This is a genomic window from Sphingobacterium bambusae, assembly GCF_033955345.1.
Taxonomy (GTDB): domain Bacteria; phylum Bacteroidota; class Bacteroidia; order Sphingobacteriales; family Sphingobacteriaceae; genus Sphingobacterium; species Sphingobacterium bambusae.
The window spans coordinates 4,361,894-4,384,712 of the sequence record NZ_CP138332.1 but is presented as its reverse complement, the minus strand read 5'-3'; the positions used below and the strand labels follow the sequence as shown (position 1 = coordinate 4,384,712).

The window sequence follows — 22,819 nt, the reverse complement described above, 5'->3', positions numbered from 1 at the left end:
AATGGAGAGTTTGTCAATCATCAATAGCGAACGCTTGTCCTACGAGGACTTGATCAGAATTGGCGATGTAGTCAATTTTGAAGGCTCCCTCATGACGCTATTTCAGCACCGCAAAGACAACAGCCTTTATATTATCGATTGGGTAGATCGAGATGAAACAACCAATAGGTGGTTGATTTATCAAATTGATGCCTATGCATTAAACAAATATCTCCATATGGAGATTACGCACGCGCAGTTATTTGAAAGCCTAACGTCGCGCCCTATTTTCGTAGCGGATGTCGCACATGGAAACACTTTGCAAAATACGGACATACGCATGATTGCATATTTGCCCAGTGCCTACCATCCGGAACAAACCTTTTTTGATCCGGATGACTGTCCGTCCCTAGCTGCAATAAAAAAGGGAATAGTTAATAGCTTGTCATCAAATGCGCAGAACACACCTAACCTTTGCAATATCTAGAAACTATCCTTCGCCCTGACGATCGGCAATAAAACTCCCAACTTAAAAATTTTATAGTAGGGCTTGATAGCGCTAACGCCATCCCTCCACTTTCTATCTTCAGCTATCAGTTTAAATTCCTGATCTTTCGATGCGTCTAAATCAATCCCGCTTTCCAAATCTGGATAAATGATTAGGCAATCGATGTGCTTATCGTCCGCATCCAACATGCCAAGTTCTTGCCGCACCTTCTTAAGCCTGGCATAACCAGCCACCTGCCTCATATCTTCGTGCACATGCCCATGCTGATAATGCAGCTTGTATTTTGCATCAATGATCATCGAACGATCGCGATCTTTGATCAGGATATCCAAGGCATTGCCGTAGGTGGAAAACTGGTACCGGATCTTTTGCGTATCGTGGCCATTAGCCTGCAAGAGCTTTTGATAAACATAGAGCTCAAAGAGGCGCGGCATATCGATCCAAAATGGAGGCGTTTCCACCAGCTTTGCCGTGGTGGCCGTAATGTTATAAGCAAATTGCTTCAGAATAAATTGGCCGATACGGACAGCCTCTTTATACTCCTTGAAAAAAGGATTGTGCTTGACATGCCGCAGCTCGCGCTCGGCGATATCAGTGCCCACCTGCTCAAAAGCAGGCTGCGCATAACGGATAAGATGGTGAATAGCAGCCTGATTGCCCTTAAATATCGTTTCATTGTTTTCGACATAGCTGCTGCAAAAACGTAGCACCTTTTTCAGGAATCGATTTTCTGTACTATCCTCGCCAAAAACCTGATAGGAGCAATAGGTTTTGGTGAACCTATTTTTTAGCACATTTTGTTTGATCTGTTGCCCTACCAAGATCTTTCCCTTTACGCGACTGTTTAGATTTTCTTCGACCTTGTAGTATGATTTTTTTAATCCTTTTTGCACAATCTGCTTGAGCAGCTGCAAAAACTGCACTACCAGAAAGGGCGTCAGCTGATCTTGTTCTTGAGGGATAAGCACACGTTGCGCATCCCAATCGATCTGCACCAGATCAATGCATTCTTTGGCTACCGTGCTATCTGCCATGGCATCGAGCAGCATCTTGAGGTAATTGATCTCTACATGCTGCACCAGTCCGTTGGCTATCTCGCTCTTAGCGCGACTTTCGATATCGGCGGCCGTAGTACCGTTTTCCTCCTCCACAGCCAACTGATCCGAAAAATAGCCGGCCATTTTACTATTGACTTTAGGCTCGACCTGTATATAGCGTTTTCCTTCCAACAGCCAATCCACACCGATAAAATAGCCCGGGCTAACGGTGATCTGCCTCCCCTCCTGCTCATGATGAACGCCATAACAGTATTGCCCTTTACGGAATTCCTTAGCACGCAGGCCATTGTAAGTCGCAAAACTTGCGGCTAGCAAGGTCAACTCTCCTTTTGTTTGATCGAAGTAATCGCTCGCTATGCTATTATCAAGCCGTATTTGCCCCTGTTTATGTTCGCTCAGGATAAACCCCATGGCTACAGTTTTTCGATATACATACTGACTCCCAAGCTATTGACTTCTCCTATCAATACACCATCGCGCACATATTCGCGCAGGATAGGCTTGACCTCGTAATCTAGTTTCATGCGGAACAGCTTGTCGCGTGTCGCGGCATCGGGAGCCTTTTCCTTCGGCACAAGAAAGTAGCTATGCCCCAGCTGCACATCCTTGGCCTCAAATTCTGGACTGACATTTTTATCCTGAAAAAGCTGTCGCACGGCATTGTAGGCCGATTCGTTAAACCAGATCTTGTCGTCCTCCTGCAGCGCCTGCGGCGGAACGTCAATAAAGGCAAAACGGCGCCTAATGGCATAATCGATATGCCCTACACTGCGATCGGCCGTATTCATGGTGCCGATGATATAGAGGTTTTCCGGTATCGATATCTTCGTTGAACCATTGACCTCATACATAGAATCGACTTCCTGCCCGCGATATTCCAGTGCATAGATAAGCTCGCCCAACACAGCAGATAGGTTGGCGCGGTTTATCTCGTCGAGGATCAAAACGTAGTTGCGTGTAGGATCGAGCGCCGCGCTATTGGCCATATCTACCAAGGTTCTGTCGACGGCGCGATAGCTGAGCTGTTGATCAACCGTTTCGGTGGTGATACCACGAACGAAATCTTCATAGGTGTAGCTCGGGTGGAACTGCAAAATTTTAAGTCGCGACGTGTTTTCCAGCGTCTCGGCTATAGTTGTGTATTCGAGCTCGTTGTGTATGTATTTTGCCAAAGCAGCCTCATAGGAATCGTTTCCCAACCTTATAACCCCAGCTTTGGCATATCGTTGGTCTTCATAATAGGCAATAATATTGGTAAAAGTTGCCGGATACTCCTTACCCGTTTTGTGGGTTTTCACCGTAAAACTCGTATCATTTACCTTCGTTACTTCGTAGTCGCTGTAATTGGACACGCTTTTAAACGTTGTGCCTTGTTTAATCTTCTCGAGCAAAAGCCGCTTATCTATATGTTGCGGCTTATGCAAGGTCTGTTGCCCGCTAAAAGCCAAAAGCTCATTCGTGATACTTTTTGCCTCGCGTGTTTTCCCCGTGCCGGGAGGCCCTTGGAGAATGATTTGTTTTTTGTATTTCAGTAATTCTATCGTATTATTCATCTGTTGCATGTTTTTGAATTCCTCATTGTCGATAAATGACACCACGGGAGCTTGACTGCCTACACTAGGATAACCGTATTTCGCTTGAAACTTAAAATGGCTAGCGGGAATGGGTTCAACGGCATAAAATTTCTTCGCTAGATAGATCACACTAGCTTTCTTTTTGTCATCTTGGTATTCATGAAACTGACGTCGGTACCAATGAATATCTCCATATTTACTTGGCCATTCGGCTCTGTCTAACTCCGCCTGATTACTGACAAAATCTACAATTTCAGCAATATAGCGCACTTTATTCTCCGAAGAATAAAAGATCTTGAAGCTACCATATTCCTCAAGACGCGCACGTAAAAGCTTGTAGGTTTTTTCCGTACCATTTGCACGACGATGGTTCCACAACGTTACATAATTTTGATCGCTTTGAGCTCGCGCAATATCTACTTGCCAACCGGTACCATCAGCACCCAACAACCCGATCAGATTTTCTTTCCACTCGTCAGGAAGCAAGTAACAGATTCGGCTAATCAAATGTGTGTAGTTTTTGGCATTCCGTACTGACAACTCAAGTTCCGCAAAAAAATCGATGACATTTTGCGTGATAGTCACTTTATTGTAGGGCTTCTTAAGTAGATTCTCCGCTAATAGATTTCGGTGATTATCACTTAGCATCGTGAAATTCTCAATCGGATCTTGAAGATATCGCACCGCATTATTGATAGAACCATCTGGTAGTGATATGCCAAACTTTAAGCCCAAAAGTTGCTCTATCCAATTATTCATCCGTACAAAGGCTAAAGCCAACACGCGCTTATCTGGATAAGCATTAAGCTCTTGCTTTCTGTAAGCATTTGCATCGCAGTAACTGATCAATGTGAAAAGGATTGTGCCGAATTCTATGAAGGCCGGATCCTGTTCAAATTTAGCTTTGATCAGGTCGTAGTTTTTTCTGTTTTCGAGTAGGTCGGCGCTTTGGTCTTCGCTTAAATTAAAGGCCAAAAATGCATCTAGCGCTTCTTTTGCCTTTTGAAAGTAAAATTCCTCAGACTGAATAATGGAAATACAGCGCTCATTGTGGTAGGCCTGCTCTACTCGATTTTTTAATTCACTAGTCATAAATTGATTTAAGCTGCAAACCGTAGAAAGATTTGATTGCTTAGCAGGCTTCCACTCTGCAGGAAATACATATACAATCCCAACAAAAATGATGGCCTAACCATTCTTAATACAGCATCGCAAATGATACGTTAACAATAGGTTTTTCTATCTGTCGATAAATATAGGAATAATATTCTTAAACAAAACAAAATTAGTTGAAATACAAAACTGACATTTGTCAATGTCCGGGTGTGTCACCAAAAAATAGATAAAATATGACTGGTTGATTTCTTAAAGAGTTCGGATAGTTTCAGAATAAAAAAAACCAAAAACATTTTCTTGGTGATGTTTAAGATTTTTTTTGGTTGAAAATATGGATCAACAGGCAAAAAAAATTATTGAGCGTGATATTTACCTAAAGCGGTAGCCTAAAGTTATTCTCACGTTGAGATTGTAATAATTTGTAGGTTCTGTAGAAAAATCAGAAACTCCGATGTTTCTACAGAATATCATCCTAAATAAGTCCGCCTACTTGAAGATATTGAGCCCATGTTCAATAGCGCTTAACGCCACATACCTAGAAAAATATTTGTCGTAGCATATTATCAAAAAATAAAACTTTATCTATTTTTGCGTTAAAATTACGTTATGCCTAGACCGCTGTTTTTAACCTTCCTTCTATGTTTTGTGTCGTTCGTGGCCAAATCACAATTTGCACTGACGAAAGATGGTTTTGTTGATGCAAATAACACAAAAGATTCATCTATCGTTAGACACTATCCGAAAATGAACGCAGCCGAGTTGTATGAACATACACTATGGTATTTTCCGAAGTCAAAATTCAAAGTTTTGGAGAAGGACGAAAATAGGATGCTGAGATTAAAATTTAGGTCGCGCGTTGATCTAGGATGGTATGAGTATAACATTTTCGAAACGTATACAGCCATTTTAAATGGATATGAAATAGTAATGCATTTTGAAGAGGGGCAAATAAACTATGCTATCTCCAATGCCTATTGGGATGCGTTTGCCGTAAATTATGTTTTCAGAGTTAGAACTCGCGGTAAACACAGCTTTCCTTCCAGAGTGCATTACATTTGGAATATCGACGGAAAAATTAATAAAAAATGGGAAATGCTGATCCATCCAACGGAAGCGGAGATCAATAAGGTAATAACAGATTTTCACGAATTTACTATCAAATAGGCTTAGGTTAACCTATTACAATATTAAACATCCCAAACATCATCAGCACTTCGCTGATTATTAGTATCGGCCCCTAAGATAGAAAAAGCTCGCAGCTTCGAACAAGAGGCCACCGTTCATGATATGACGAACGGATATTTGGTTTACCTCTGGTTGTGGCAGTATCTGCCTTGCTAAAAATCATTCTGCCGCTTGCCGCTGCACTACCCCACGGAGATGTAACGAAAATTTGCGACAGAGACGAAACTAGAAAAAACGGGTATTGCTAACTCAAAGAGGCCGAACGTTGAGGGCAAAATTCTAACGGTAAACATTTTCTTTAAACCGCAATATTCCAATTGTTTTTGACGTAAAAATCGCTACCTTTATCGTACAATTATAACAAATTACGATGAGAGACAAGCAATTACCACAGATTAAGCTGGTCGATGTAGACAAGCTATGTTTTGACTCCAACAACCCCAGAATCATGCAGGAGCAGCCCGAACACAGCGAGCGGAACCTGATCCGAATACTAAATAGTGCCTACCCCCTAGCTGGTTTGATACGAAGTATTTTCTGCAATGGCATTTTGGCTACCGAGCCCTTGATTGTGGTGCCACAGGGCGAGCAATGGAAGGTGATTGACGGAAACCGACGCTTGGCCGTGTTAAAGATTTTGCATGATACCGCAACTTACGAATACTACCTTCCGAAGGAAATCTACCGCTATGCCACCCACGACCTGATTGCGAAGCAAACACGGATACCGGTAATAGAACTGCAAGAAGATGATGAAGCCCTATGGAAAGCACGCTTAAGCAGGCACATGCACGCCCGCACAGCATGGCCATTGCTAAATGAAAGCGCCTACATCGCTTATGTGGAAGACAAAGTACCCATTTCTACTGCCCTGCTAAGCAAACATGTAGGCATGAAGGACGATGCGCTCGGTTTTTTTATGGTACCGATGCGTATTATCCTTGCACTAGAAGAAGCCGGCAGATGGACGCGATGGACGACAAAGAGCGAGAAGCTGCACTATCCTACCCTTATTAAAGCCTGCTGCCGTCCAAGCTTGATGAAACACATCGGCTGGAAGAGCCGCAAAAGATTGGATAAACTGAACCTAGATCATGCATTAGAGCTCATGTATTGGCTCTTTGGTAATAGGTGGAATAACACCCCGCCCCTGATCAATAACGTTGATCGCGATCTGGACACGCTTAATACTATACTACGCGACGAACAATCTTTAGACAGGCTTCGCGAAACCGGCAACTTACAGGAAGCCTTCGCAGTGGCTATGGAAACTAAGTTTGCTTTGCGCCGCAAACTGCAGCAGATTGATGATAGCGTGCAGTCCCTGATTAGAGAATCGCGTGGAGGCCGATATCCGCGTAACCAAGCGCAGCAACTAGCCGATTCGATTCGCAGCACGGCTGACCTCCTAATTCGGGAATTAGAGCGCCCATAGCGATTGTCCTCGCCTTTGTGCCCACCAAAGTAACCCAAGAAGCCAGCTTATTGAAATAATCGTAGCGCCTCTCTCCCCATTTAAAGTTTTGTAGCTATTGCAATCGAAATGGTGTGCAAAAGAAGGGATGAGAACATAATATTCTTATATTACTGACTAAAACACCCCCTCATTTTGTTCACATACCCCTTATATCATTATTAAAACTCTCGTATATTTGATATGATCGTTGTAATCTCGTGAACTAAGAAGCTGTTTGGCTTCAAGATATCTTTTCAAGAAAACACGTTGAAAGCAGCAAAAAAAAACAAAATTAACCTTCTGTCATCATGATTAACCTTCTGTTTCTTTTAGTCGTTCTATACTCCTTTACATCACCCTGTATTTCTTTAGAACAGGAATTTATCAAAGTACCAACGAGCCCAGAAGCAGCTGCATTAATTAATCAAGCAGACAGTACAGGTAAGCCGCCGGGTGATCAACGATAAAAATGATGCTAGTAGACTTTAGGGAGACAATTTGAAAGATATACAGAAAGGACTATTTACATGAAAGATATAGAATTGATATTAGTTGACTATCTAGCATTCATTGAGAATTTCAGGGTTAGTCTATTGGAACACACAGGAAAAAATTTTTATAATGTAAAAGATAAATCAGGAAAAATTGGTGACTATTTCTACCACTTTCATGGAGCTGGATGTCGACTAGAAAAAGATAATATTGTATGCGAGTTTGATTTTCTGCCACAAAACGAATTCCCGATTAAATTCTCGGTATGGAAATTTTCCGAGTTTATAAATACAAATGAGCGTTGGCAGCATTTGAAGATGGAGCTTCCAGAGCTGGATGTAGAACTCAAGAAATTAGTTTTTGAAAAAAAACTTCATTTATTAGATATAGGAGGTGTGATCTTCCAGATCTTTCAGGTAGAAAATGCGAGTCCAACATTAAAATAGCATTTACTTGAGTTTAAAATTCAATGCTAAGCAACGTTATATAAGATGAAACTTCTGTTATTTAATTTATCTTTCATTCTTTTTTGCGCTTTTTTCAACTTCTCCTGTTCGGGTCAGGCAGAAAAACCAAAGGAGAGCGCAGTTCAAGATACGAGCATTACCTTTGAGGAGCTATATTTAAGACCTGAGGTCGAGGCGGTCATTCCTGCATTAGTAGGGCGCTCATACTTCGATATCAACCACAAGAAGGAAATTTCATTGCTCTTGATCGACGGTCGTAAAGACTCTATTTGCTTTTATTTTTCGACAATATCGAGCAAATATGTGCTATTGCATCTTGCCGGCTACAAAGATCATGAAATGGGTTTGGCCTACTTGAATGGATATCCTCTGCTGGTGGTTCAACAGGTCGACTATCTTAAAAAATCAAACGTGACTAAACAAATAACATTAGCCGCTCAGGAAACCGCCTACGGAATGATTTATGAACCAATTTACTATTTGTATCGCGCGAAGACAAATGGGCAACTAAAGTACATCGGACAGCATTATATGCCTTATTAAAGCTTGCGAGCAAAGGAACGACGACAGACCACGAACAGGTAATATTATATTGAGCGGCGAACCATGCATCATTATAACACGGAGACGACCAAACCAGTAACCTAAACAACACAATTTTAACAAAATAGATTCTAAAATGTTTAATTTTAACAGAAAGAGCGAGAAAAATCTTCGTTGGATTTTAGGGTTATTTTTGATCCAATTTTATCAGATCTAGCAAGATTATTAGCAGCGTCACAATGACATGCCCATGCTGATACTACTGGGCTTCATACAACATATCATGATGATGAAGAATTATTTAGAAACATATGGCTACAGCCTGATCGACAGGCAATCCTCCCCGTTCTTTGGTGATATCTGTGAGGTGTTTGGAAAAGGACCAATACAATTTAGGTTGACGAAATCTAAATCCTTTGAAAGTATCGATGTACGAAATGCACAGCAAAGCTACGAATGGTTTGATCTTGTCTTGGTCAAAGCAATCATCAATAAAGAAGCCTTGCTGAATATCTCGACGCGTGAAAAAGATCTTTTTCACTTCTTACGGGATCACTTAGTTGACATAGAGTCTATGTTTAGAGAAAATTATGCGAACGTCGAGTATGCGTTGAAAGAACTCGAGCTCGCTAGAGCTAGACAGATGTTTCCGAATCAGGATATATGAGATTATATAAATTCTGTTCCGCCTGTGATGAATGGCTTATATTAGCTCATTCTTTGATAACTTGTCCGGATCTTCCGATATAAACATCTGCAGGCTGATACTACCTTTTTGGAACAGCGGAAAGTTCTGCTCAGAGGGCAAAACAACTATTTTATAGTTGCTTGGATCCATATATTAATTAAACGCTTAAAAGACAAAATATGAAACTGAAACCTAAAGATGTAAATGATGTTACCGTGTATGACAATATCAATCTGCACACATCGGATGGTATCATAGATTTTAAGAACTTTTGGGACAGCGAGTTTCGGTATGGTCAACAAATGTTTTTCTTCTTTCATCGGTTAGAAGACTTGACCGAAGATAAAGAACTGGACGAAATAGAGAAAGAGCTATTACAGATATTTAATGAGGAGAACCTCTATATCATCATATATATCGATGAAGTTAGGTTTATTTATCTATTCAACTATAATTTTCAATTGGGAGGGCCGGATTTGATAGTCAAGTTTTGGAAATATTATTATTCGATGTGCATCATTGTTCCGACGGAAAAGGTGAGTTTTGAAAGTGTTTGCGGCTATTTTGACACACATCGTGATAATGATGTATATCTGAGAAATTTTAAAGCAAAAGGATATGCACAGCGCATTTATATAAAAGGTTTGGGTGGAGATTGCCTGATCAAGAATTAATACTACCCTGCATGCCGCACAGCCCAACCTTTAACGGACCGCGCTGTACGATTTGTGGAAAGTAGGCATGAGGTATCGATCGGGGAAAGAAATCTCTTGAGCGGGTTATTTACAAACGTACGGCGGCAATATCTCGTTCAGGATCTCAATCTTGCTGTGCGCTCCTTGTACGCCTCAAATCTCTTGGCCAGCAAGCTTTCCAAATCATCTACATAGATATGCAGCGCCACCATGGGTAAAAGTACGGGCGTGCCCGAGCCCTTGTAATTTAAGCGCATAAAAAATTTGGCAATGGGATCACGGGTTGCTTCTATAAAATCGGAAGGTGCATGCAGTTGGATCGATATCATCGTCATCGACTGATCTTGCCGCTGCCCAATGCTTTTCACTTGCCCCCAGTCTATAAATCCGGCACTGGCAAGGTTGGAGAAATCGTAGAAGCCTTCGTCTGTAATGATTAAAGCTGTTTTTTTAAAAAGGAATTTATACGACATCAATACATACGTGCAAAAGAAGAAGAGAAAACTCATAGCTCCTACCAAAAAGATAAAAAAATTACTGTGCACGACGCTGGAATGGAAAGAAGAAGGCTTTAGCATCATCCATGCACCGAGGGTTATAAAAATTAGGCTTCCAAAGGAAAGAACTATTTTCCGCTTCAAATTAAAAAAAACATATTCCATAATCTTATCGATAAAATTTTATTAGCCTATTGTCCTAGCTTGGAATCTTGATTAAAATGGGTATTGCAGGAGATCTGTTTATGCATGTGGACAGCAGCTAGAGACCTACAGGACGCAGCTGCATGACCTGGCGGGCTTCGTTCGACGTGGTGAGATGGATGAGTCATCGGTTAATTAGTAAAGGTTTAGATGCAAAATAAGCATTTTATCGAGATCAGTCAAGAGGTATTTATTGGTATTGCGTAGTGGGTTTTGCCTAGTGCAGTCAATCCGCTAGAGCGAGTTGGTTGCTTGTTCCTTCGGGAGATCCCCCTCCCTTAATCCCTTCCGCCGCTCGCCGTGGCAGGGCATCACTTTTGAAGGGCAAATTGATCAACGTTCTTCCCTGACACAGGCTATCTATTCGCAACCTAGTCACCATCCTCTCAAACCCTTCCGCCGCTCGCCGCGGCAAGGCATCACTTTTGAAGGGCAAAAGTGATCAAAACCCTTCGTCTCCTTCAGGTGCTTTGTCGCACAGGTCCGCCCCGCACAAAGCAAAATGTTTTGCAAAGCTGAAATAACGTCTTCATCGCTTTGGATGCGATGAAGACATGATTTCTAGGCTTTGTCCTCCCCCATTCCCCAAAACATTTCCTTTGCTCCCCAGCACAGGGAAGGAGACTGAAAAGCTCCGTTAAGCGGCTACCATGTAATATCGGTGATCAATCGCTATTTATAGTACTGCGTAGTGGGTAGTGCGATAAGGGTAGCGATAAATCCGAAGATTACCGATATCTGCTCATCACTATAGTACAGCGTAGTGGGTATTGCGTAGTGGGATAAGGGTAGCGATAAATCCAAAGATTACCGATATCTGCTCATCACTATAGTACAGCGCAGTGAGTATTGCGTAGTGCGCTCAAAACTAATTTCCCGTTTTTAATTATACCGCTCGCGAAACTCCAGTGGCGTGGCCTTCGTTTTCTGCTTAAACAGCTTGCTAAAACTCTGCGCGTGCTCGAAGCCCAAGGCATAGGCAATTTCGCTGACGGACAGCGTGCTGGAGGAAAGCTTTTCCTTTGCTTTTTCCACCAGCTTGAGATGTATATATTGCCGGGCATTTTGCCCGATGAGCGAGCGCAGCATATCACTGAGATAGCCCGGAGATATATGCAGCTGCTCGGCCAAGAACTGCACCGTGGGAACGCCGGCACGAAGCGACTGCCCACTATCGAAATAGTGATCCAAAATGGATGCTATTTTTTCCAACACATCATTGTTTACCGCCTTGCGGGTGATAAACTGGCGCTTGTAGAAGCGGTTGACGTAGCTGAGCAGCAGATCAATTTGGGCAATGATGACCTCTTGGCTAAACTCGTCTACGCGGCTGTTGAGCTCGCGCTCCATAATGTTGTAGACCGACTGGATAATATCACGCTCTTGATCGGAAAGATGCAGCGCCTCATTGACCGAATAGGCGAAATAACCATACTGCTTGATCTTTTGCGCCAAGGGATGGCCCATCAAAAAATCGGGATGGATAAGCAGGATGTAGGCATGTGTTTTACTGTTATAATCTGTGCTGCCCACCAGCTGATGGGGCGCAAGAAACAGCATACTACCCTCATTAAAATCGTAATAGTCGCGCCCATATTTTAGTCGGCCCCGATTTTGGGTGATAAAGGTAATCTTGTAGAAGTTGAGCACATCATAAATGGGTGCCATATCGGTGTTGAATGGGTTGCTATCATCGAAATGCACCAAGCTGATGAGCGGATGCTGCGGCTTGGGCAGGCCAAAGGCCTGGTGGCTTTCGGAGATGGATATAAACCGAACGAGTTTCTCGTCTTTATTTTTCATTACTTAAAATTAGGTAAAAAATACCTGCGGACAAGGTGTTCCGCAGGTATTTCAAAAGGTAACTACTACCAAGGGAGCTCGTGCCCGGGGCCGGCGGTATGTGCGGGGCCGGTGAAGCTTCCGGTAGGCAGATCGGTAGCCAAGGCTACGCGTATGGGCTCGCGCGAGCCTTCCTCGACGGTATCGGTGCCCTGAAAATTGTTGAGCGCCGTGGCCGTAAAGCCGGGGCTAACCAAATGAACCTTGATGCTGCTATCTTCCAGCTCGTTGGCCAAAGACAGAAAAACGCCGTTGAGGGCTGTTTTCGAGGCGCCATATACCGCATCGAACGCGGAGCGGTAGGGGTTTTGCGGATTGGCATTGAGGGACAGGGAGCCCAGCGCGCTAGACACGGTGACGATACGCGCCGCCACAGCCTTGCGCAGCAAGGGCAAGGCCGCCTGCGTTAGGGCGAGTGTGCCGAATACGTTGGTGTCCCACACCGTCCGCATCTGGTCTAGCGGTGCGATGCTGGCGCGTTGCGCGCCCAACACCTCCTCCATGCTGCGGCCGGGTGTGCCTGCGTGCGAAACGGCGGCATTATTCACCAGCAGGGTGAGGTATCCGTAGTCGGCCTCGATGCGGCGCAGCACCTGCTGCATGGAAGCGTTATCGGTAATATCGAGCTGCACAGCTTTTGCTGCGCCGCCTATCTCCGCGACAGCGGCCTCGCCCTTGGCTAGATTCCGCGAACCTACATAGACCACATAACCGGCATCGGCCAGTGCCTTGGCGATCTGAAAACCTACTCCTGTATTGCCGCCCGACACAAGGGCAACTTGTTGTTCATTTGTTTGCATACGTTTGTTTTTTAAATTTTCGATAGATCAAAATTGCGGCTTATTCCTGCCCTACATGTAGCCAAACTCCGTTTGCTTGTAGCCAAATTGAGGGTGCTAGCTGCAACGGTCCCTTAAGCGATAGACAGTAGAAAAATGGATCGATAATAAACTCGAACCATATTTAACTATCAGCTAGCGAGAAACTGCACTAAAAAGTTTAATTTAGAGAAACTGAACAACACAAGATGCTTATTATAAACGGGGAACGATGAAAGACAAGGTAAAGCAAACGGCAATAGCCACACTTACGGACGACTTGCTGCAAAGCAAGATTTACGAATTTAGGGGACAAAAGGTGATGCTGGACCGTGACCTTGCAGAATTGTATGGCGTGGAAACGAGAGTGCTGAAGCAGGCGGTGAGAAGGAATATAGAGCGGTTTCCGGAAGATTTTATGTTTGTTCTCCACACGGAGGACGTGGAACAGTTGGTATCACAATCTGTGATACCTGACAAAAAGCTTTTTGGAGGGGCGCTACCGTTTGCCTTTACCGAGCAAGGGGTAGCCATGCTATCCTCCGTACTGAAAAGCAAGCTCGCCATCAGCATCAAACCGTTCCGCCGCTCGCCACGGCAGGGCATCACTTTTGAAGGGCAAAAGTGATCAAAACCCTTCGTCTCCTTCAGGTGCTTTGTCGCACAGGTCCGCCCCGCACAAAGCCAAATGTTTTGCAAAGCTGAAATAACATCTTAATCGCTTTGGATGCGATTAAGACATGATTTCTAGGCTTTGTCCTCCCCTCGATTCCCCAAAACATTTCCTTTGTTCCCCAGCACAGGGAAGGAGACTGAAAAGCTCCGTTAAACAGTTACCTTGTAATATCGGTTATCGATCGCTAACAATTGTCACATTGTAACCTAGTCACCGTGTCACTACTGGTATTGCGTGGTGCTATAAGGGTAGCGGTGAATCATAAGATTACCGCTATCAGCTCAACAGCTCGTCACGGCATCACTTTGTCACTGTATCACCTCTTCACCATAAAGTCTCAAACTTTACAATTATCGCTCCTGCCAAATATTAACAGCAAGGTCGCATTATTTTTGTTGCGTCTGTACATATTTGCCTATGCACTACCCCATAAGGATGCAACAAAAATTCGCGACAGGGTTTTGGGTACTTTTGCCCCACAAAAGTATCGCCCCCGTCCCGGGCTTAGGGACAAAAGAGTATGTAGTAGTGAGTACAGAGTATGTAGATAAGATAAGGATTGCGGTAATTACGAAGATTACCGCAATCAGCTCGTCACCTCATAACCTTGTAACATTATCATCTCGTCACTTCATCACTATGTCACCTCATCACGAACCTTACGATGTATAGTCTCCCTCCCAGATGCTTAAGGACAACACACCTACTTTACAAAGAATGATACACCTCCTCGAAGGGAACACGAAAGCGATCGCCCCAAATACCTTCATCACCTTTACGGATGCCGCAGGACACCACCATATTGATCTCTGCGCCATAGGGCAACTGCAGCAGCTTCTTGACGCGCTTGCTATCAAAACCTTCCAAGGGGCAGGTGTCATAGCGCTCATTGGCCATGGCCGTCATAAAGGTCTGCGCGGCCAAAGCACAGCTTTTATGCACCACAATGCGTATATCGTTTTCGGAAACTTGGTAGACAATAGGACGAAAGAGACCGACGACGCTTACACCTACTTTGCGAATGAGCCCCAGAATACCGAAAAACCGCCCGTAGAGAAAAGGCATCAGTTTGCCATAATAGAGCAGGCGATCGTTTATACGCTTTTCTTGCCGCTCTACCGGACTGTTGCGTCGAATGTTCTCCTTTTCGAAAGCTATATTGGCCTTGGCACGACGACGATGCAGGTCTTGCCGCGTGACGAATACCACAAGCTGCGACGCGGTGGATACGCTGCTTTGCCCCAAACAGGCCTTGGCCATTTGCTGTATAAGATGAGGGCTAGTAATATGATATGCCTCCCAGAGCTGCATATTGGAACTATTTGGCGCCAAGGTGGCCAATTCAATACATCGCTTGACGACAAGAGGGGCTATAGCAGCCGCTTCGTAGACGCGAACCGAACGTCGAAAGTTTAAAACGTCTTTTAAATCCATGGCATATTATATAGATGGTAAGGATTACATGTTATTACAATCGCTACGTGTAACAAAACTAAGCATTTAAGAGCTATCCGCTGCGCCTCCGATATTTCGAAGCAAGAGCGAAAGCATAAGTCATCACCAGAGTAAATCAACTAAATACGCAAAAATAGTATATACACCCACCACGAGAGTTAGCAGAATAGCCCCCACTAGCATTAAACCAAGGGCATTGTCTAGGTATCGTTTTCCAGCAGGCTTATCAACAACATCAGATAGATCGGGTAGATTTGATTGAATATTTTCCAAGATAATTTCCGAATCCTTCCTTACCCAAGGGTTCTTTTCGGGATAAAGTCCAATGATGGGTATAGAGGCATCTTCTTCCCGCTCATGGCATTCCTGATCGACAGCGGCGCAGAGCAATTGATATGCGAATAAGCGCAACCCTTCCTTATTGGCGCCAATGTAGTAATATTCATCCCTTCGGTCATCCTCGTTCACATAGATACCAAATTGACCATGGACGCTGGCGTCATCTAAATTTAGAAGTTCTTTTAAAGAATCGAGGTGCTGGCTAGTCATGGTTTTTTATTTTATTGCATTAGTAAATTATCTGTACTTGCGAATATACAGAAACACGGAAAGATGTTGATAAAAAATGGTATTGCGTAGTGAGTATTGCGTAGTGAGTATTGCGTAGTGCGATAAGGGTAGCGGTGAATGATAAGATTACCGCTATCTGTTGGTAACCTAACCACCATCCCCCTCAAACCCTTCCGCCGCTCGCCGCGGCAGGGCATCACTTTTGAAGGGCAAATTGATCAACGTTCTTCGCTAACACGAGCTATCTATTCGGAACCTCCCCCCTCAAACCCTTCCGCCGTTCGCCACGGCAGGGCATCACTTTTGAAGGGCAAAAGTGATCAAAACCCTTCGTCTCCTTCAGGTGCTTTGTCGCACAGCCCCACCCCGCACAAAGCGAAATGTTTTGCAAAGCTGAAATAACGTCTTAATCGCTTTGGATGCGATTAAGACATGATTTCTAGGCTTTGTCCTCCCCTCGATTCCCCAAAACATTTCCTTTGCTCTCCAGCACAGGGAAGGAGACTGAAAAGCTCCGTTAAACGGAATTCTGTAAGGACAGCTTTTCGATCGCTGTGAAATAGTATTGAGTATTGTGTAGTGCGTATTTAATTAAGGTAGCGGTAAATCCTAAAGTTATCGCTGTTATCTTCGTAACTATGTCACCATATCACCTCGTCACTAAATTCGCAAACTATACCATTACCGCACCTGCCAAATATTAACAGCAAGGTCGCCTTATTTTTGTTGCGTCTGTAGACATTTGCCTCGGCACTACCCATAAGGATGCAACAAAAATTCGCGACAGGGTTTTGGATACTTTTGCCCTACAAAAGTATCGCCCCCGTCCCGGGCTTAGGGACAAAAGAGTATGTAGTAGTGAGTACAGAGTATGTAGACAAGGACGGCGGTAAGTATTAAGATTGCCGCTATCACCTTGTCACTTCATCACCTTGTCACTATTTCACTACCTACGAAAGCACATCGAAAATACTTGTTTTCGTGGATTGGCATGCCCCCTAATTTTATGGAACTTTATAAAACAGGAGCCGGAACGTTGTTTCACAACGCGCTGCGCGATGGCTACACCTGTAAAATAAAGGGCTATGAAAAGAAAAGATAACTGGAGAATATGCACTGGCGCATCGATGTTGGGCTGTTGGTTCCTGTTGCTGCTTGCAGGCTGCAGCAAAGGCCAAACTGATGAGCCGGCGAAAGATGAAGGCTTTAACAGTAGGATGAAGCAACAGGCCTATGTGGGCAAGACGAAGTCTACACTATACCTGGGCGGCTATGATCCGCTTCCTTCGGTAGAAGGAACGGGATCGTTCAACATTGATAAAATAAAGGGCGATAGCTCCACCGTTGCGTTGGTGGTGGACTTCACGACGGACGAAGGATTTTCCTTTGGCATTCCCGGCAGACAGGAAGGGATGTCTTGGCAAAGCATATTTCCCGATGCTTCGACCCTGATTAAAGCAAACGGCGAAATTGACGCCAAGATCATTACTACCGACAAGGAGATCAGTTGGGATGGCCATCTCTTTGATGACAAACTGGTATTGGACATCAACATAAAGTACCTCAAGGCTGAAGGCGAGATACCGATAGGCTCCATCTTGCGTACAAGGCTCGACCTACTAAACCCTACTGCCTCCAGCGAAAACACGACGGGAAATGGATGTAAAGTTATCGTGTGGCAAAGCCGAGCGGTGTTTAACGTCTATGCCGGCGGTGTAGACCTGATACAGGTGCCTGTATGCCATTAGCAGATATCCGCAGCTCGCTGGCAATAAGCAGTATTTAGTGTAAGAAAACTTAAGTACATTTCTATAATAACGTACTTAAGTTCTAAAAAAAAGGTATATTTAGGTGACTTAAACAAAAAAACCAATATTATGGAAAAAACCATCCTAATAATTTACTTTTTCTACATCGTAATTATTGCCCTAGCAGGATTCGTAATCTACTGGATAATTTCGACATTACTGAATCGATACCTTAGCGTAAAACGCGAGTACAACGCCGTGTTGCGCGAGAAAAATGCCGCGCTGCACGACATTGCAGAAGCCCTGCGTGATAGGAAGATGTGATTTAGAATTGCGCAGTGGGGAGTGCGTATTGGGATAGCGGTAAACTATAAGATTACCGCTACCCGCTCGTCACCATATCACTATGCAAAGTAGGCATTTCCATCATACTTTGCTTTTCTAGCGGCATGCATACCAAACTAACTGGTATGACAGGGATTGCTGCAATAATAACAGCCGTTGATTTTCCGATACGGATATTCTTGCTTTGCTTGTAAGACCGCTGCCTGACAGGACAAAAACTGACCTAGATAGACGTAATTCTGTTTCGGAAAATACGTGCAGCCTAATGCATGCACTTCATAATCGCCATTGTTCTGTTGGTTGTTGTTTAGATAATAATCTTTCATAAAGGTTTCCTTTTTTAAATTGTTTTATAACATGTCTTAATTTTTACTCATCGGATATTGTTGCTATTTATGCTGCCAACATCTGCCCCCACCGCTCACCTTTCGCTGACACGCACCACCTTTTTGCGTTGGCGCGCCGCAAACAGTAGAACTTGGTTTCGTAGAACCTGAGTCATGAACAACATGATAGGCCGTAGCAACTTGATTGCCCGATTGTGACGCTACCTGCTTTCCATTCTTCAGGATATGTACGGTCATGTTGGACGAAGTAGCGTTCAGCGAGCGTACCGTTATTTCCAATTCCAAAAAGAATGCGTTTTTAAATTCTTTTTTCCAAGAACCACGGTGCCCTTTAACAGACATCGTGAACCTCGTATCATCCAAGTAGCTGATATCGCAATGTTCACAAGACACCTCATAGCTGTAAACGTCTTCCTCCATGCTGTCGCTCTTCGCGCAACTTAGCGTAGAAAATAGCGCGATCAGCGAAATAAATAATAGTTGTTTCATAGTTTACTGATAAAAAATTAGTCGTTAATAATCATTTTACTTTTCCCAGCCACAAAGCGTTTTCCCCTCTTTCTTCGCTTTTTCGATCGTAGTTTTCACGGCTTTGGCGCTGCAGTTGTTTAGCCCGCGGCAATGCTCTTTTAAATGGTATCGTTTACCATTTCCACTGCCGCATACATATACCGTCTCCTCTTTGGCGCCTATGGCGGCCGGAATCGTTGAACAATCATTGTTCAATAAAATAAATAGAAGTGCTGTAGTAATTTTCATCATGTGATAAAGTTAAATAGGTGAAAGGATAGTGTTTTACGGGAAACCGTCGTTCGGGGCATTAGTAAGCTACCTCCCTATCTGCCCATAAGCCTACTTCCTGTTTTCGTGCTTCGGTTTGTAGTTCTGTAAATAACTCCACATACTTCACATTGGGCGGGTAAGTATCGACCACCGCATATCCTGCTTTCAACAACTCCGCATTAAGGAATGTTCCGTCGGCGAGATACACATATGCCAAAACACGCTGGTATCGATCTTTATGCTGCACGTCCAATTCCAGTCTTACGGATTTACCTTCCGTTAGATTCTTGACAAAAGCTTTGGCTTCAGCAGCTAATTTGCCTTTTTGCTTCCATCGGGAATTGCGTGTCTCGGGGGCATCGATACCGATAAAACGTACCTTATATTTTTCGCTACCATCGGCAACCCAAAAGGTATCTCCATCGATCACTTTGGTTACCTTACATATCCCACCAGCAACACTTGTTGTTTGTTCCGGCTCGCGCTCCGCAGGCCATCGCATGCTGCTTTCATCCGCAGATACACAGCTTGTAAAAAAGCAGCAGAGGATGAAAAAATAAAAACAGATTTTCATAAGGTTCGCGAACTATAGGCTACTTAAAAATGTCTCTAGGCTTGCACCAAACTCTTCTGGTGTTTTGACCGCCTGCTGTACCTTCACCTGATCACATCCGGAATCGGTTAACCATTTGGTCCACAGCAGTTCCATAATTTGAAAATCTGTAGGTTGCACACGTGCAGCCCCATTTTTATCCAACGAACGGTCGACCACCTCGCACACCAATACGTTGAGTCCGGATAAAGACTGGGTAGTTTTATTAATTGCATAGTCTTTATGAGCATAGACGAACTGCTTCAGGTCATGGGAACCGCTGCTGTTGTAGTCTTTGCGGATTTTATCGATGGTCTCGCCATTGACCAAGTATCCCTGCCCCTTATTCGCACTCTCTATGTAACCATCAGTCAAGAGTACAGCAACATTTTTATTAGCCTTGACGACGATGTTGTTCTTCGTTTGCAAAACCACAGCTTCCGGCACGTCAAGCAACGATCCACGTATGGTTTCGTTAAAGTAATTCCATACATCGGCACCAGACGGATGCACCGCAGCATAGTCATACAATGATTCTACATTTGCCTTGAATTTCTTCGTATCAGGCTGTAGGCTATGCCTAAAGTAATTCGCTCTTTTGATCATGTCGTTTCCGAACTTGCGTAGGTTTATTTCCATTTCATTGGGGCGCACCGCTTGCCGGCTCAACACGCCTTTATTGATAAAATCGAGCTTGTAGATATCCTGTTGGCCTGTCTTTCTGTTGTTCAACGAACAGAAATGCCGGATTTGGCCCAAGGCGTGATTGAGGAGTACCGTATCATGCACCGGCTTTGGGTAAAGATCGGCATTGATGCGATTGGACAGATCGGGAACGAAAAGCACATTGAAATCCTTAATCGTGGTAGTTGGTATTGGCGACCGCGGTGGCTCTGTACCTCCGCAGGCTGTATAGAGAATGAACGTTGCCAACAGCACTGGAATTAAGTTAAATCTTGTTTTCATATTTGTGTAGGTTAATTTTGTAGCGATATCAGATTTTCGGAAATAGAGCCTTGCAAGTCTGCGGCGACACTTCGCTGGCTCAGCCAGCTTTCACAGGCATGAATAGCTTCCCGGGTTTTTGTTTCTGCACGTAAAATAGCATAGTCCTGATATAGAAATTTACTCCATCCTTCCATGTAGATATTGACTCGATTCTCCAGCTCGGCTTTCGAAATGGGTAGCTTATCGTTTTCAATTTGGCTCCGGTACATTGAGCCAATATTGCCGATACGCTCTTTATAAGATAAAAGCTGCTGTTGGAAACCGTTGATCTTGTCGTTCCGGTTGATTGGTGCTTGTTGCCGCTGGCGGATGCGTTCTTCTTTGCTTTCCGTCAACTTAACAATAGCTGACTCGGTGGCATCACACAGCAGCTTTAACTCGTTGATGGTATGGAGATGTTCCTCGATAGCCTTCTCGAACGTGCTTACCTCATACTTCACTTTTTCTTGATGATGTGTAGTCGTGCGACTGTCTAACAAGATGAAGAACTTCTCAAAAAAGACACTAAACAAATAAACGCCCAATGCGCCAAGTGCAAAAACCAACCAGAAGTTACTGTTGCCCAAGAGATCTAGAATATCCATTTCTTTATCCGTATCGCCGGTAATAAGTTCGATAGCATTGATATTGACCGCAACCTTGTAGGCAATGAAAATATCAACAACAATAATGAGGATGATTCCTAAATTACGTATGAAAAATTGACCAATCGTGGTATTTTGCTTTTCGTCCTCTTTGCGATCGACATTCTGCGCTGTTCCCTTAAAGAACACCTTATACATACCCAACGCCAATGGAATTGCCACGAACAAAAACAAAAAAAGAATACCGCCAGAACCTTTATCCCATATCTTGGAAATGGCATGCGGATTGAAAACCTCGGGTGCCTCGATAATGGGTGCCCCTGATAAAAGCATGGTTTTGATATCTTCTTTGGAGAAAATAAAGATATAGGCCACTGACGAGTAAAACACAAATATATACAAGACCAAGAGCAAAGTCATAAAGCCCAAAACCGCTGTTGCCGGCCAATTAACGGGTGGCATCACAAAGGCGAGCTGCAGAGTCTTTATCTTATCCTGGAGCAATGCAATTTTATCGTTAAAGAATGGAATTTTGGTTTCCCGATTAGATTGAAGTTCATGCTGTCTATCAGCTATCTCTGCCGACAATTGCAGGATCTCCTCATCAGCATGGGCGGCCTCTAGCAGTCCGTTTTCCTTCAGATTACTGATCTCATTTGCTGTCTTCAGCTCGACACTGGCCACACTAATTTTACGCTGTTCCTCGATTTGTGCCAATAGTCTATTTTTCTTTTCCTCGACAACTTCAATTTCATTGATAAAATTGGAGTAAAGACTATCCATGGCCTGCGGCAGAATTTGATGATCGCCATTATTCTCCATCGCCCAATTAAATCCACTAGCTTTTAGCAGCTCTTTATCAAATGAACCCACCTCTGAGGCGATAATGTGATCCAATACATCGCTATACGCTTTCAGGGATTGTTCATAAAAACTTGTCGTTGTTTGTCTGATTGGTGTTTGCATAACTATGGAGGTAGTTTCTTTGGTAGCTAACAATGCTTCATGATCTGGTGTTGAGATATCTTCGAGCGTTTCTCCGTTAAGAAGCCTTTCCGCTCTATCTTTAATCCCTAAAAATGTATGTACGAGCTCTTCAACCGTCTTGGGGAAATTGGTTACCACTACCGTTTCGTGATTATTGTTTTTGGCATTAATCGTCCAGTTGTAGGAACCTGTGATGGCAATCTTACGATCGATCACGCAAAACTTTTGATTCATCATCCCCCAGCCCACATTTTTTACTTTGATGACCTCGGCGCCTTTTCTCCGTAGCGCATTAAAATCCAGCTTCTCATTATCCACCTGCTCAGAGATAATAAGGGAGATTTTCACATTCTGCCGGAGTCGATCTTCCAGTATCGCAAAAAGATCATCATCAGTAAACCAAGCCATGGCCACCAATATTTCCTGCTTGGCCTGCAACAGTTCCAATCGAATCCGCTCAAAGATGCTTCTGCTGTCGGAGAGGGTATCTTGAACTAAATTTGTCGTATCCATATTCCAATATTTCGGTTAATTACTAGGACAAAACTAGTCGTTGCAGACATGCTATTTTTACGGGAAACCGTAAAGTCAAAAAACTTAAT

25 protein-coding genes are annotated in these 22,819 nt (G+C 43.7%); 11 read left to right on the top strand and 14 right to left on the bottom strand.

Annotated elements, in window-relative coordinates; translation table 11 throughout:
• Nucleotide 1 precedes the first annotated feature (1 nt).
• Nucleotides 2–466: a hypothetical protein gene (locus SCB77_RS18270; protein WP_320183436.1), complete on the top strand. Its 465-nt coding sequence runs from the start codon at nucleotides 2–4 to the stop codon at nucleotides 464–466.
• On the opposite strand, the gene SCB77_RS18265 is transcribed toward SCB77_RS18270, so the two are convergent.
• Both SCB77_RS18265 and SCB77_RS18260 read right to left on the bottom strand, forming a co-directional pair.
• Nucleotides 463–1,956: a 5-methylcytosine restriction system specificity protein McrC gene (locus tag SCB77_RS18265; protein ID WP_320183435.1), complete on the bottom strand. Its 1,494-nt coding sequence runs from the start codon at nucleotides 1,954–1,956 to the stop codon at nucleotides 463–465. The genes SCB77_RS18270 and SCB77_RS18265 overlap by 4 nt on opposite strands.
• 2 nt (nucleotides 1,957–1,958) lie before the next feature.
• Nucleotides 1,959–4,211: an AAA family ATPase gene (locus tag SCB77_RS18260; protein ID WP_320183434.1), complete on the bottom strand. Its 2,253-nt coding sequence runs from the start codon at nucleotides 4,209–4,211 to the stop codon at nucleotides 1,959–1,961.
• A 630-nt stretch (nucleotides 4,212–4,841) separates the two neighbouring features.
• Here SCB77_RS18260 and SCB77_RS18255 point away from each other — a divergent pair.
• The 6 genes from SCB77_RS18255 (at nucleotide 4,842) to SCB77_RS18230 (ending at nucleotide 9,740) form a co-directional block, all read left to right on the top strand.
• Nucleotides 4,842–5,399 (top strand): hypothetical protein, encoded by a 558-nt coding sequence (locus SCB77_RS18255; RefSeq protein WP_320183433.1) that lies wholly within the window; start codon nucleotides 4,842–4,844, stop codon nucleotides 5,397–5,399.
• A gap of 391 nt (nucleotides 5,400–5,790) precedes the next feature.
• Nucleotides 5,791–6,855, top strand: coding sequence for a ParB/Srx family N-terminal domain-containing protein (locus tag SCB77_RS18250; protein ID WP_320183432.1), 1,065 nt, complete (start codon nucleotides 5,791–5,793; stop codon nucleotides 6,853–6,855).
• Nucleotides 6,856–7,403: 548 nt separating this feature from the next.
• Complete coding sequence (locus SCB77_RS18245) at nucleotides 7,404–7,814, top strand: DUF6896 domain-containing protein (protein WP_320183431.1); 411 nt, start codon at nucleotides 7,404–7,406, stop codon at nucleotides 7,812–7,814.
• Between the two features lie 45 nt (nucleotides 7,815–7,859).
• Nucleotides 7,860–8,378, top strand: a complete 519-nt coding sequence (locus SCB77_RS18240; RefSeq protein ID WP_320183430.1) for a hypothetical protein — start codon at nucleotides 7,860–7,862, stop codon at nucleotides 8,376–8,378.
• Between the two features lie 250 nt (nucleotides 8,379–8,628).
• Nucleotides 8,629–9,045 carry a hypothetical protein gene (locus tag SCB77_RS18235; RefSeq protein WP_320183429.1) on the top strand — a complete coding sequence of 139 codons (417 nt, stop codon included), beginning with the start codon at nucleotides 8,629–8,631 and terminating at the stop codon, nucleotides 9,043–9,045.
• A gap of 200 nt (nucleotides 9,046–9,245) precedes the next feature.
• The gene (locus SCB77_RS18230) at nucleotides 9,246–9,740 is read left to right on the top strand and encodes a hypothetical protein (RefSeq protein WP_320183428.1); all 495 of its coding nucleotides are present in this window, start codon (nucleotides 9,246–9,248) and stop codon (nucleotides 9,738–9,740) included.
• Between the two features lie 137 nt (nucleotides 9,741–9,877).
• On the opposite strand, the gene SCB77_RS18225 is transcribed toward SCB77_RS18230, so the two are convergent.
• From SCB77_RS18225 to SCB77_RS18210, 4 genes are all read right to left on the bottom strand, one after another.
• Entirely contained in the window at nucleotides 9,878–10,423 is a 546-nt protein-coding gene (locus SCB77_RS18225) for an STM3941 family protein (protein ID WP_320183427.1), read from the bottom strand.
• A gap of 265 nt (nucleotides 10,424–10,688) precedes the next feature.
• Nucleotides 10,689–10,898 (bottom strand): hypothetical protein, encoded by a 210-nt coding sequence (locus SCB77_RS18220; RefSeq protein ID WP_320183426.1) that lies wholly within the window; start codon nucleotides 10,896–10,898, stop codon nucleotides 10,689–10,691.
• A gap of 446 nt (nucleotides 10,899–11,344) precedes the next feature.
• Nucleotides 11,345–12,265 (bottom strand): helix-turn-helix domain-containing protein, encoded by a 921-nt coding sequence (locus tag SCB77_RS18215; RefSeq protein WP_320183425.1) that lies wholly within the window; start codon nucleotides 12,263–12,265, stop codon nucleotides 11,345–11,347.
• Nucleotides 12,266–12,330: 65 nt separating this feature from the next.
• Complete coding sequence (locus tag SCB77_RS18210; RefSeq protein WP_320183424.1) at nucleotides 12,331–13,104, bottom strand: SDR family NAD(P)-dependent oxidoreductase; 774 nt, start codon at nucleotides 13,102–13,104, stop codon at nucleotides 12,331–12,333.
• Between the two features lie 250 nt (nucleotides 13,105–13,354).
• On the opposite strand from SCB77_RS18210, the gene SCB77_RS18205 reads away from it, so the two are divergent.
• Nucleotides 13,355–13,750, top strand: coding sequence for an ORF6N domain-containing protein (locus tag SCB77_RS18205; RefSeq protein ID WP_320183423.1), 396 nt, complete (start codon nucleotides 13,355–13,357; stop codon nucleotides 13,748–13,750).
• Between the two features lie 756 nt (nucleotides 13,751–14,506).
• On the opposite strand, the gene SCB77_RS18200 is transcribed toward SCB77_RS18205, so the two are convergent.
• Together SCB77_RS18200 and SCB77_RS18195 are read right to left on the bottom strand one after the other, a co-directional pair.
• Nucleotides 14,507–15,232, bottom strand: coding sequence for a nitroreductase family protein (locus tag SCB77_RS18200; RefSeq protein WP_320183422.1), 726 nt, complete (start codon nucleotides 15,230–15,232; stop codon nucleotides 14,507–14,509).
• 123 nt (nucleotides 15,233–15,355) lie between these two features.
• On the bottom strand, nucleotides 15,356–15,802 hold the full coding sequence (locus SCB77_RS18195; RefSeq protein WP_320183421.1) for a hypothetical protein: 447 nt from the start codon (nucleotides 15,800–15,802) through the stop codon (nucleotides 15,356–15,358).
• Between the two features lie 138 nt (nucleotides 15,803–15,940).
• On the opposite strand from SCB77_RS18195, the gene SCB77_RS18190 reads away from it, so the two are divergent.
• The 3 genes from SCB77_RS18190 to SCB77_RS18180 all read left to right on the top strand — a co-directional run bounded on the left by SCB77_RS18190 (nucleotide 15,941) and on the right by SCB77_RS18180 (nucleotide 17,895).
• Entirely contained in the window at nucleotides 15,941–16,225 is a 285-nt protein-coding gene (locus SCB77_RS18190; RefSeq protein WP_320183420.1) for a hypothetical protein, read from the top strand.
• Nucleotides 16,226–16,908: 683 nt separating this feature from the next.
• On the top strand, nucleotides 16,909–17,571 hold the full coding sequence (locus SCB77_RS18185; RefSeq protein ID WP_320183419.1) for a hypothetical protein: 663 nt from the start codon (nucleotides 16,909–16,911) through the stop codon (nucleotides 17,569–17,571).
• 129 nt (nucleotides 17,572–17,700) lie between these two features.
• Nucleotides 17,701–17,895, top strand: a complete 195-nt coding sequence (locus SCB77_RS18180; RefSeq protein WP_320183418.1) for a hypothetical protein — start codon at nucleotides 17,701–17,703, stop codon at nucleotides 17,893–17,895.
• 137 nt (nucleotides 17,896–18,032) lie between these two features.
• On the opposite strand, the gene SCB77_RS18175 is transcribed toward SCB77_RS18180, so the two are convergent.
• The 6 genes from SCB77_RS18175 to SCB77_RS18150 form a co-directional block, all read right to left on the bottom strand.
• On the bottom strand, nucleotides 18,033–18,242 hold the full coding sequence (locus SCB77_RS18175) for a hypothetical protein (RefSeq protein ID WP_320183417.1): 210 nt from the start codon (nucleotides 18,240–18,242) through the stop codon (nucleotides 18,033–18,035).
• A gap of 63 nt (nucleotides 18,243–18,305) precedes the next feature.
• Nucleotides 18,306–18,752, bottom strand: a complete 447-nt coding sequence (locus SCB77_RS18170; protein ID WP_320183416.1) for a hypothetical protein — start codon at nucleotides 18,750–18,752, stop codon at nucleotides 18,306–18,308.
• A 36-nt stretch (nucleotides 18,753–18,788) separates the two neighbouring features.
• A complete protein-coding gene (locus SCB77_RS18165) occupies nucleotides 18,789–19,025 on the bottom strand; it encodes a hypothetical protein (RefSeq protein WP_320183415.1) in 237 nt (78 codons plus the stop codon).
• A 58-nt stretch (nucleotides 19,026–19,083) separates the two neighbouring features.
• Entirely contained in the window at nucleotides 19,084–19,548 is a 465-nt protein-coding gene (locus SCB77_RS18160; protein WP_320183414.1) for a thermonuclease family protein, read from the bottom strand.
• Nucleotides 19,549–19,632: 84 nt separating this feature from the next.
• The gene (locus tag SCB77_RS18155; protein ID WP_320183413.1) at nucleotides 19,633–20,604 is read right to left on the bottom strand and encodes a hypothetical protein; all 972 of its coding nucleotides are present in this window, start codon (nucleotides 20,602–20,604) and stop codon (nucleotides 19,633–19,635) included.
• Nucleotides 20,605–20,615: 11 nt separating this feature from the next.
• Entirely contained in the window at nucleotides 20,616–22,730 is a 2,115-nt protein-coding gene (locus tag SCB77_RS18150; RefSeq protein ID WP_320183412.1) for a phospholipase D-like domain-containing protein, read from the bottom strand.
• Nucleotides 22,731–22,819 lie beyond the last annotated feature (89 nt).

Bases quoted from the DNA above. Each gene is read 5' to 3' on its own strand.
- SCB77_RS18245 (WP_320183431.1), top strand. From the start codon at position 7,404: ATGAAAGATATAGAATTGATATTAGTTGACTATCTAGCATTCATTGAG.
- SCB77_RS18200 (WP_320183422.1), bottom strand. From the start codon at position 15,232: ATGGATTTAAAAGACGTTTTAAACTTTCGACGTTCGGTTCGCGTCTAC.
- SCB77_RS18175 (WP_320183417.1), bottom strand. From the start codon at position 18,242: ATGAAAGATTATTATCTAAACAACAACCAACAGAACAATGGCGATTAT.
- SCB77_RS18205 (WP_320183423.1), top strand. From the start codon at position 13,355: ATGAAAGACAAGGTAAAGCAAACGGCAATAGCCACACTTACGGACGAC.
- SCB77_RS18230 (WP_320183428.1), top strand. From the start codon at position 9,246: ATGAAACTGAAACCTAAAGATGTAAATGATGTTACCGTGTATGACAAT.
- SCB77_RS18155 (WP_320183413.1), bottom strand. From the start codon at position 20,604: ATGAAAACAAGATTTAACTTAATTCCAGTGCTGTTGGCAACGTTCATT.
- SCB77_RS18265 (WP_320183435.1), bottom strand. From the start codon at position 1,956: ATGGGGTTTATCCTGAGCGAACATAAACAGGGGCAAATACGGCTTGAT.
- SCB77_RS18180 (WP_320183418.1), top strand. From the start codon at position 17,701: ATGGAAAAAACCATCCTAATAATTTACTTTTTCTACATCGTAATTATT.
- SCB77_RS18160 (WP_320183414.1), bottom strand. From the start codon at position 19,548: ATGCGATGGCCTGCGGAGCGCGAGCCGGAACAAACAACAAGTGTTGCT.
- SCB77_RS18185 (WP_320183419.1), top strand. From the start codon at position 16,909: ATGAAAAGAAAAGATAACTGGAGAATATGCACTGGCGCATCGATGTTG.
- SCB77_RS18270 (WP_320183436.1), top strand. From the start codon at position 2: ATGGAGAGTTTGTCAATCATCAATAGCGAACGCTTGTCCTACGAGGAC.
- SCB77_RS18150 (WP_320183412.1), bottom strand. From the start codon at position 22,730: ATGGATACGACAAATTTAGTTCAAGATACCCTCTCCGACAGCAGAAGC.
- SCB77_RS18215 (WP_320183425.1), bottom strand. From the start codon at position 12,265: ATGAAAAATAAAGACGAGAAACTCGTTCGGTTTATATCCATCTCCGAA.
- SCB77_RS18235 (WP_320183429.1), top strand. From the start codon at position 8,629: ATGCTGATACTACTGGGCTTCATACAACATATCATGATGATGAAGAAT.
- SCB77_RS18210 (WP_320183424.1), bottom strand. From the start codon at position 13,104: ATGCAAACAAATGAACAACAAGTTGCCCTTGTGTCGGGCGGCAATACA.
- SCB77_RS18225 (WP_320183427.1), bottom strand. From the start codon at position 10,423: ATGGAATATGTTTTTTTTAATTTGAAGCGGAAAATAGTTCTTTCCTTT.
- SCB77_RS18240 (WP_320183430.1), top strand. From the start codon at position 7,860: ATGAAACTTCTGTTATTTAATTTATCTTTCATTCTTTTTTGCGCTTTT.
- SCB77_RS18255 (WP_320183433.1), top strand. From the start codon at position 4,842: ATGCCTAGACCGCTGTTTTTAACCTTCCTTCTATGTTTTGTGTCGTTC.
- SCB77_RS18190 (WP_320183420.1), top strand. From the start codon at position 15,941: ATGATAAGATTACCGCTATCTGTTGGTAACCTAACCACCATCCCCCTC.
- SCB77_RS18165 (WP_320183415.1), bottom strand. From the start codon at position 19,025: ATGATGAAAATTACTACAGCACTTCTATTTATTTTATTGAACAATGAT.
- SCB77_RS18250 (WP_320183432.1), top strand. From the start codon at position 5,791: ATGAGAGACAAGCAATTACCACAGATTAAGCTGGTCGATGTAGACAAG.
- SCB77_RS18260 (WP_320183434.1), bottom strand. From the start codon at position 4,211: ATGACTAGTGAATTAAAAAATCGAGTAGAGCAGGCCTACCACAATGAG.
- SCB77_RS18170 (WP_320183416.1), bottom strand. From the start codon at position 18,752: ATGAAACAACTATTATTTATTTCGCTGATCGCGCTATTTTCTACGCTA.
- SCB77_RS18195 (WP_320183421.1), bottom strand. From the start codon at position 15,802: ATGACTAGCCAGCACCTCGATTCTTTAAAAGAACTTCTAAATTTAGAT.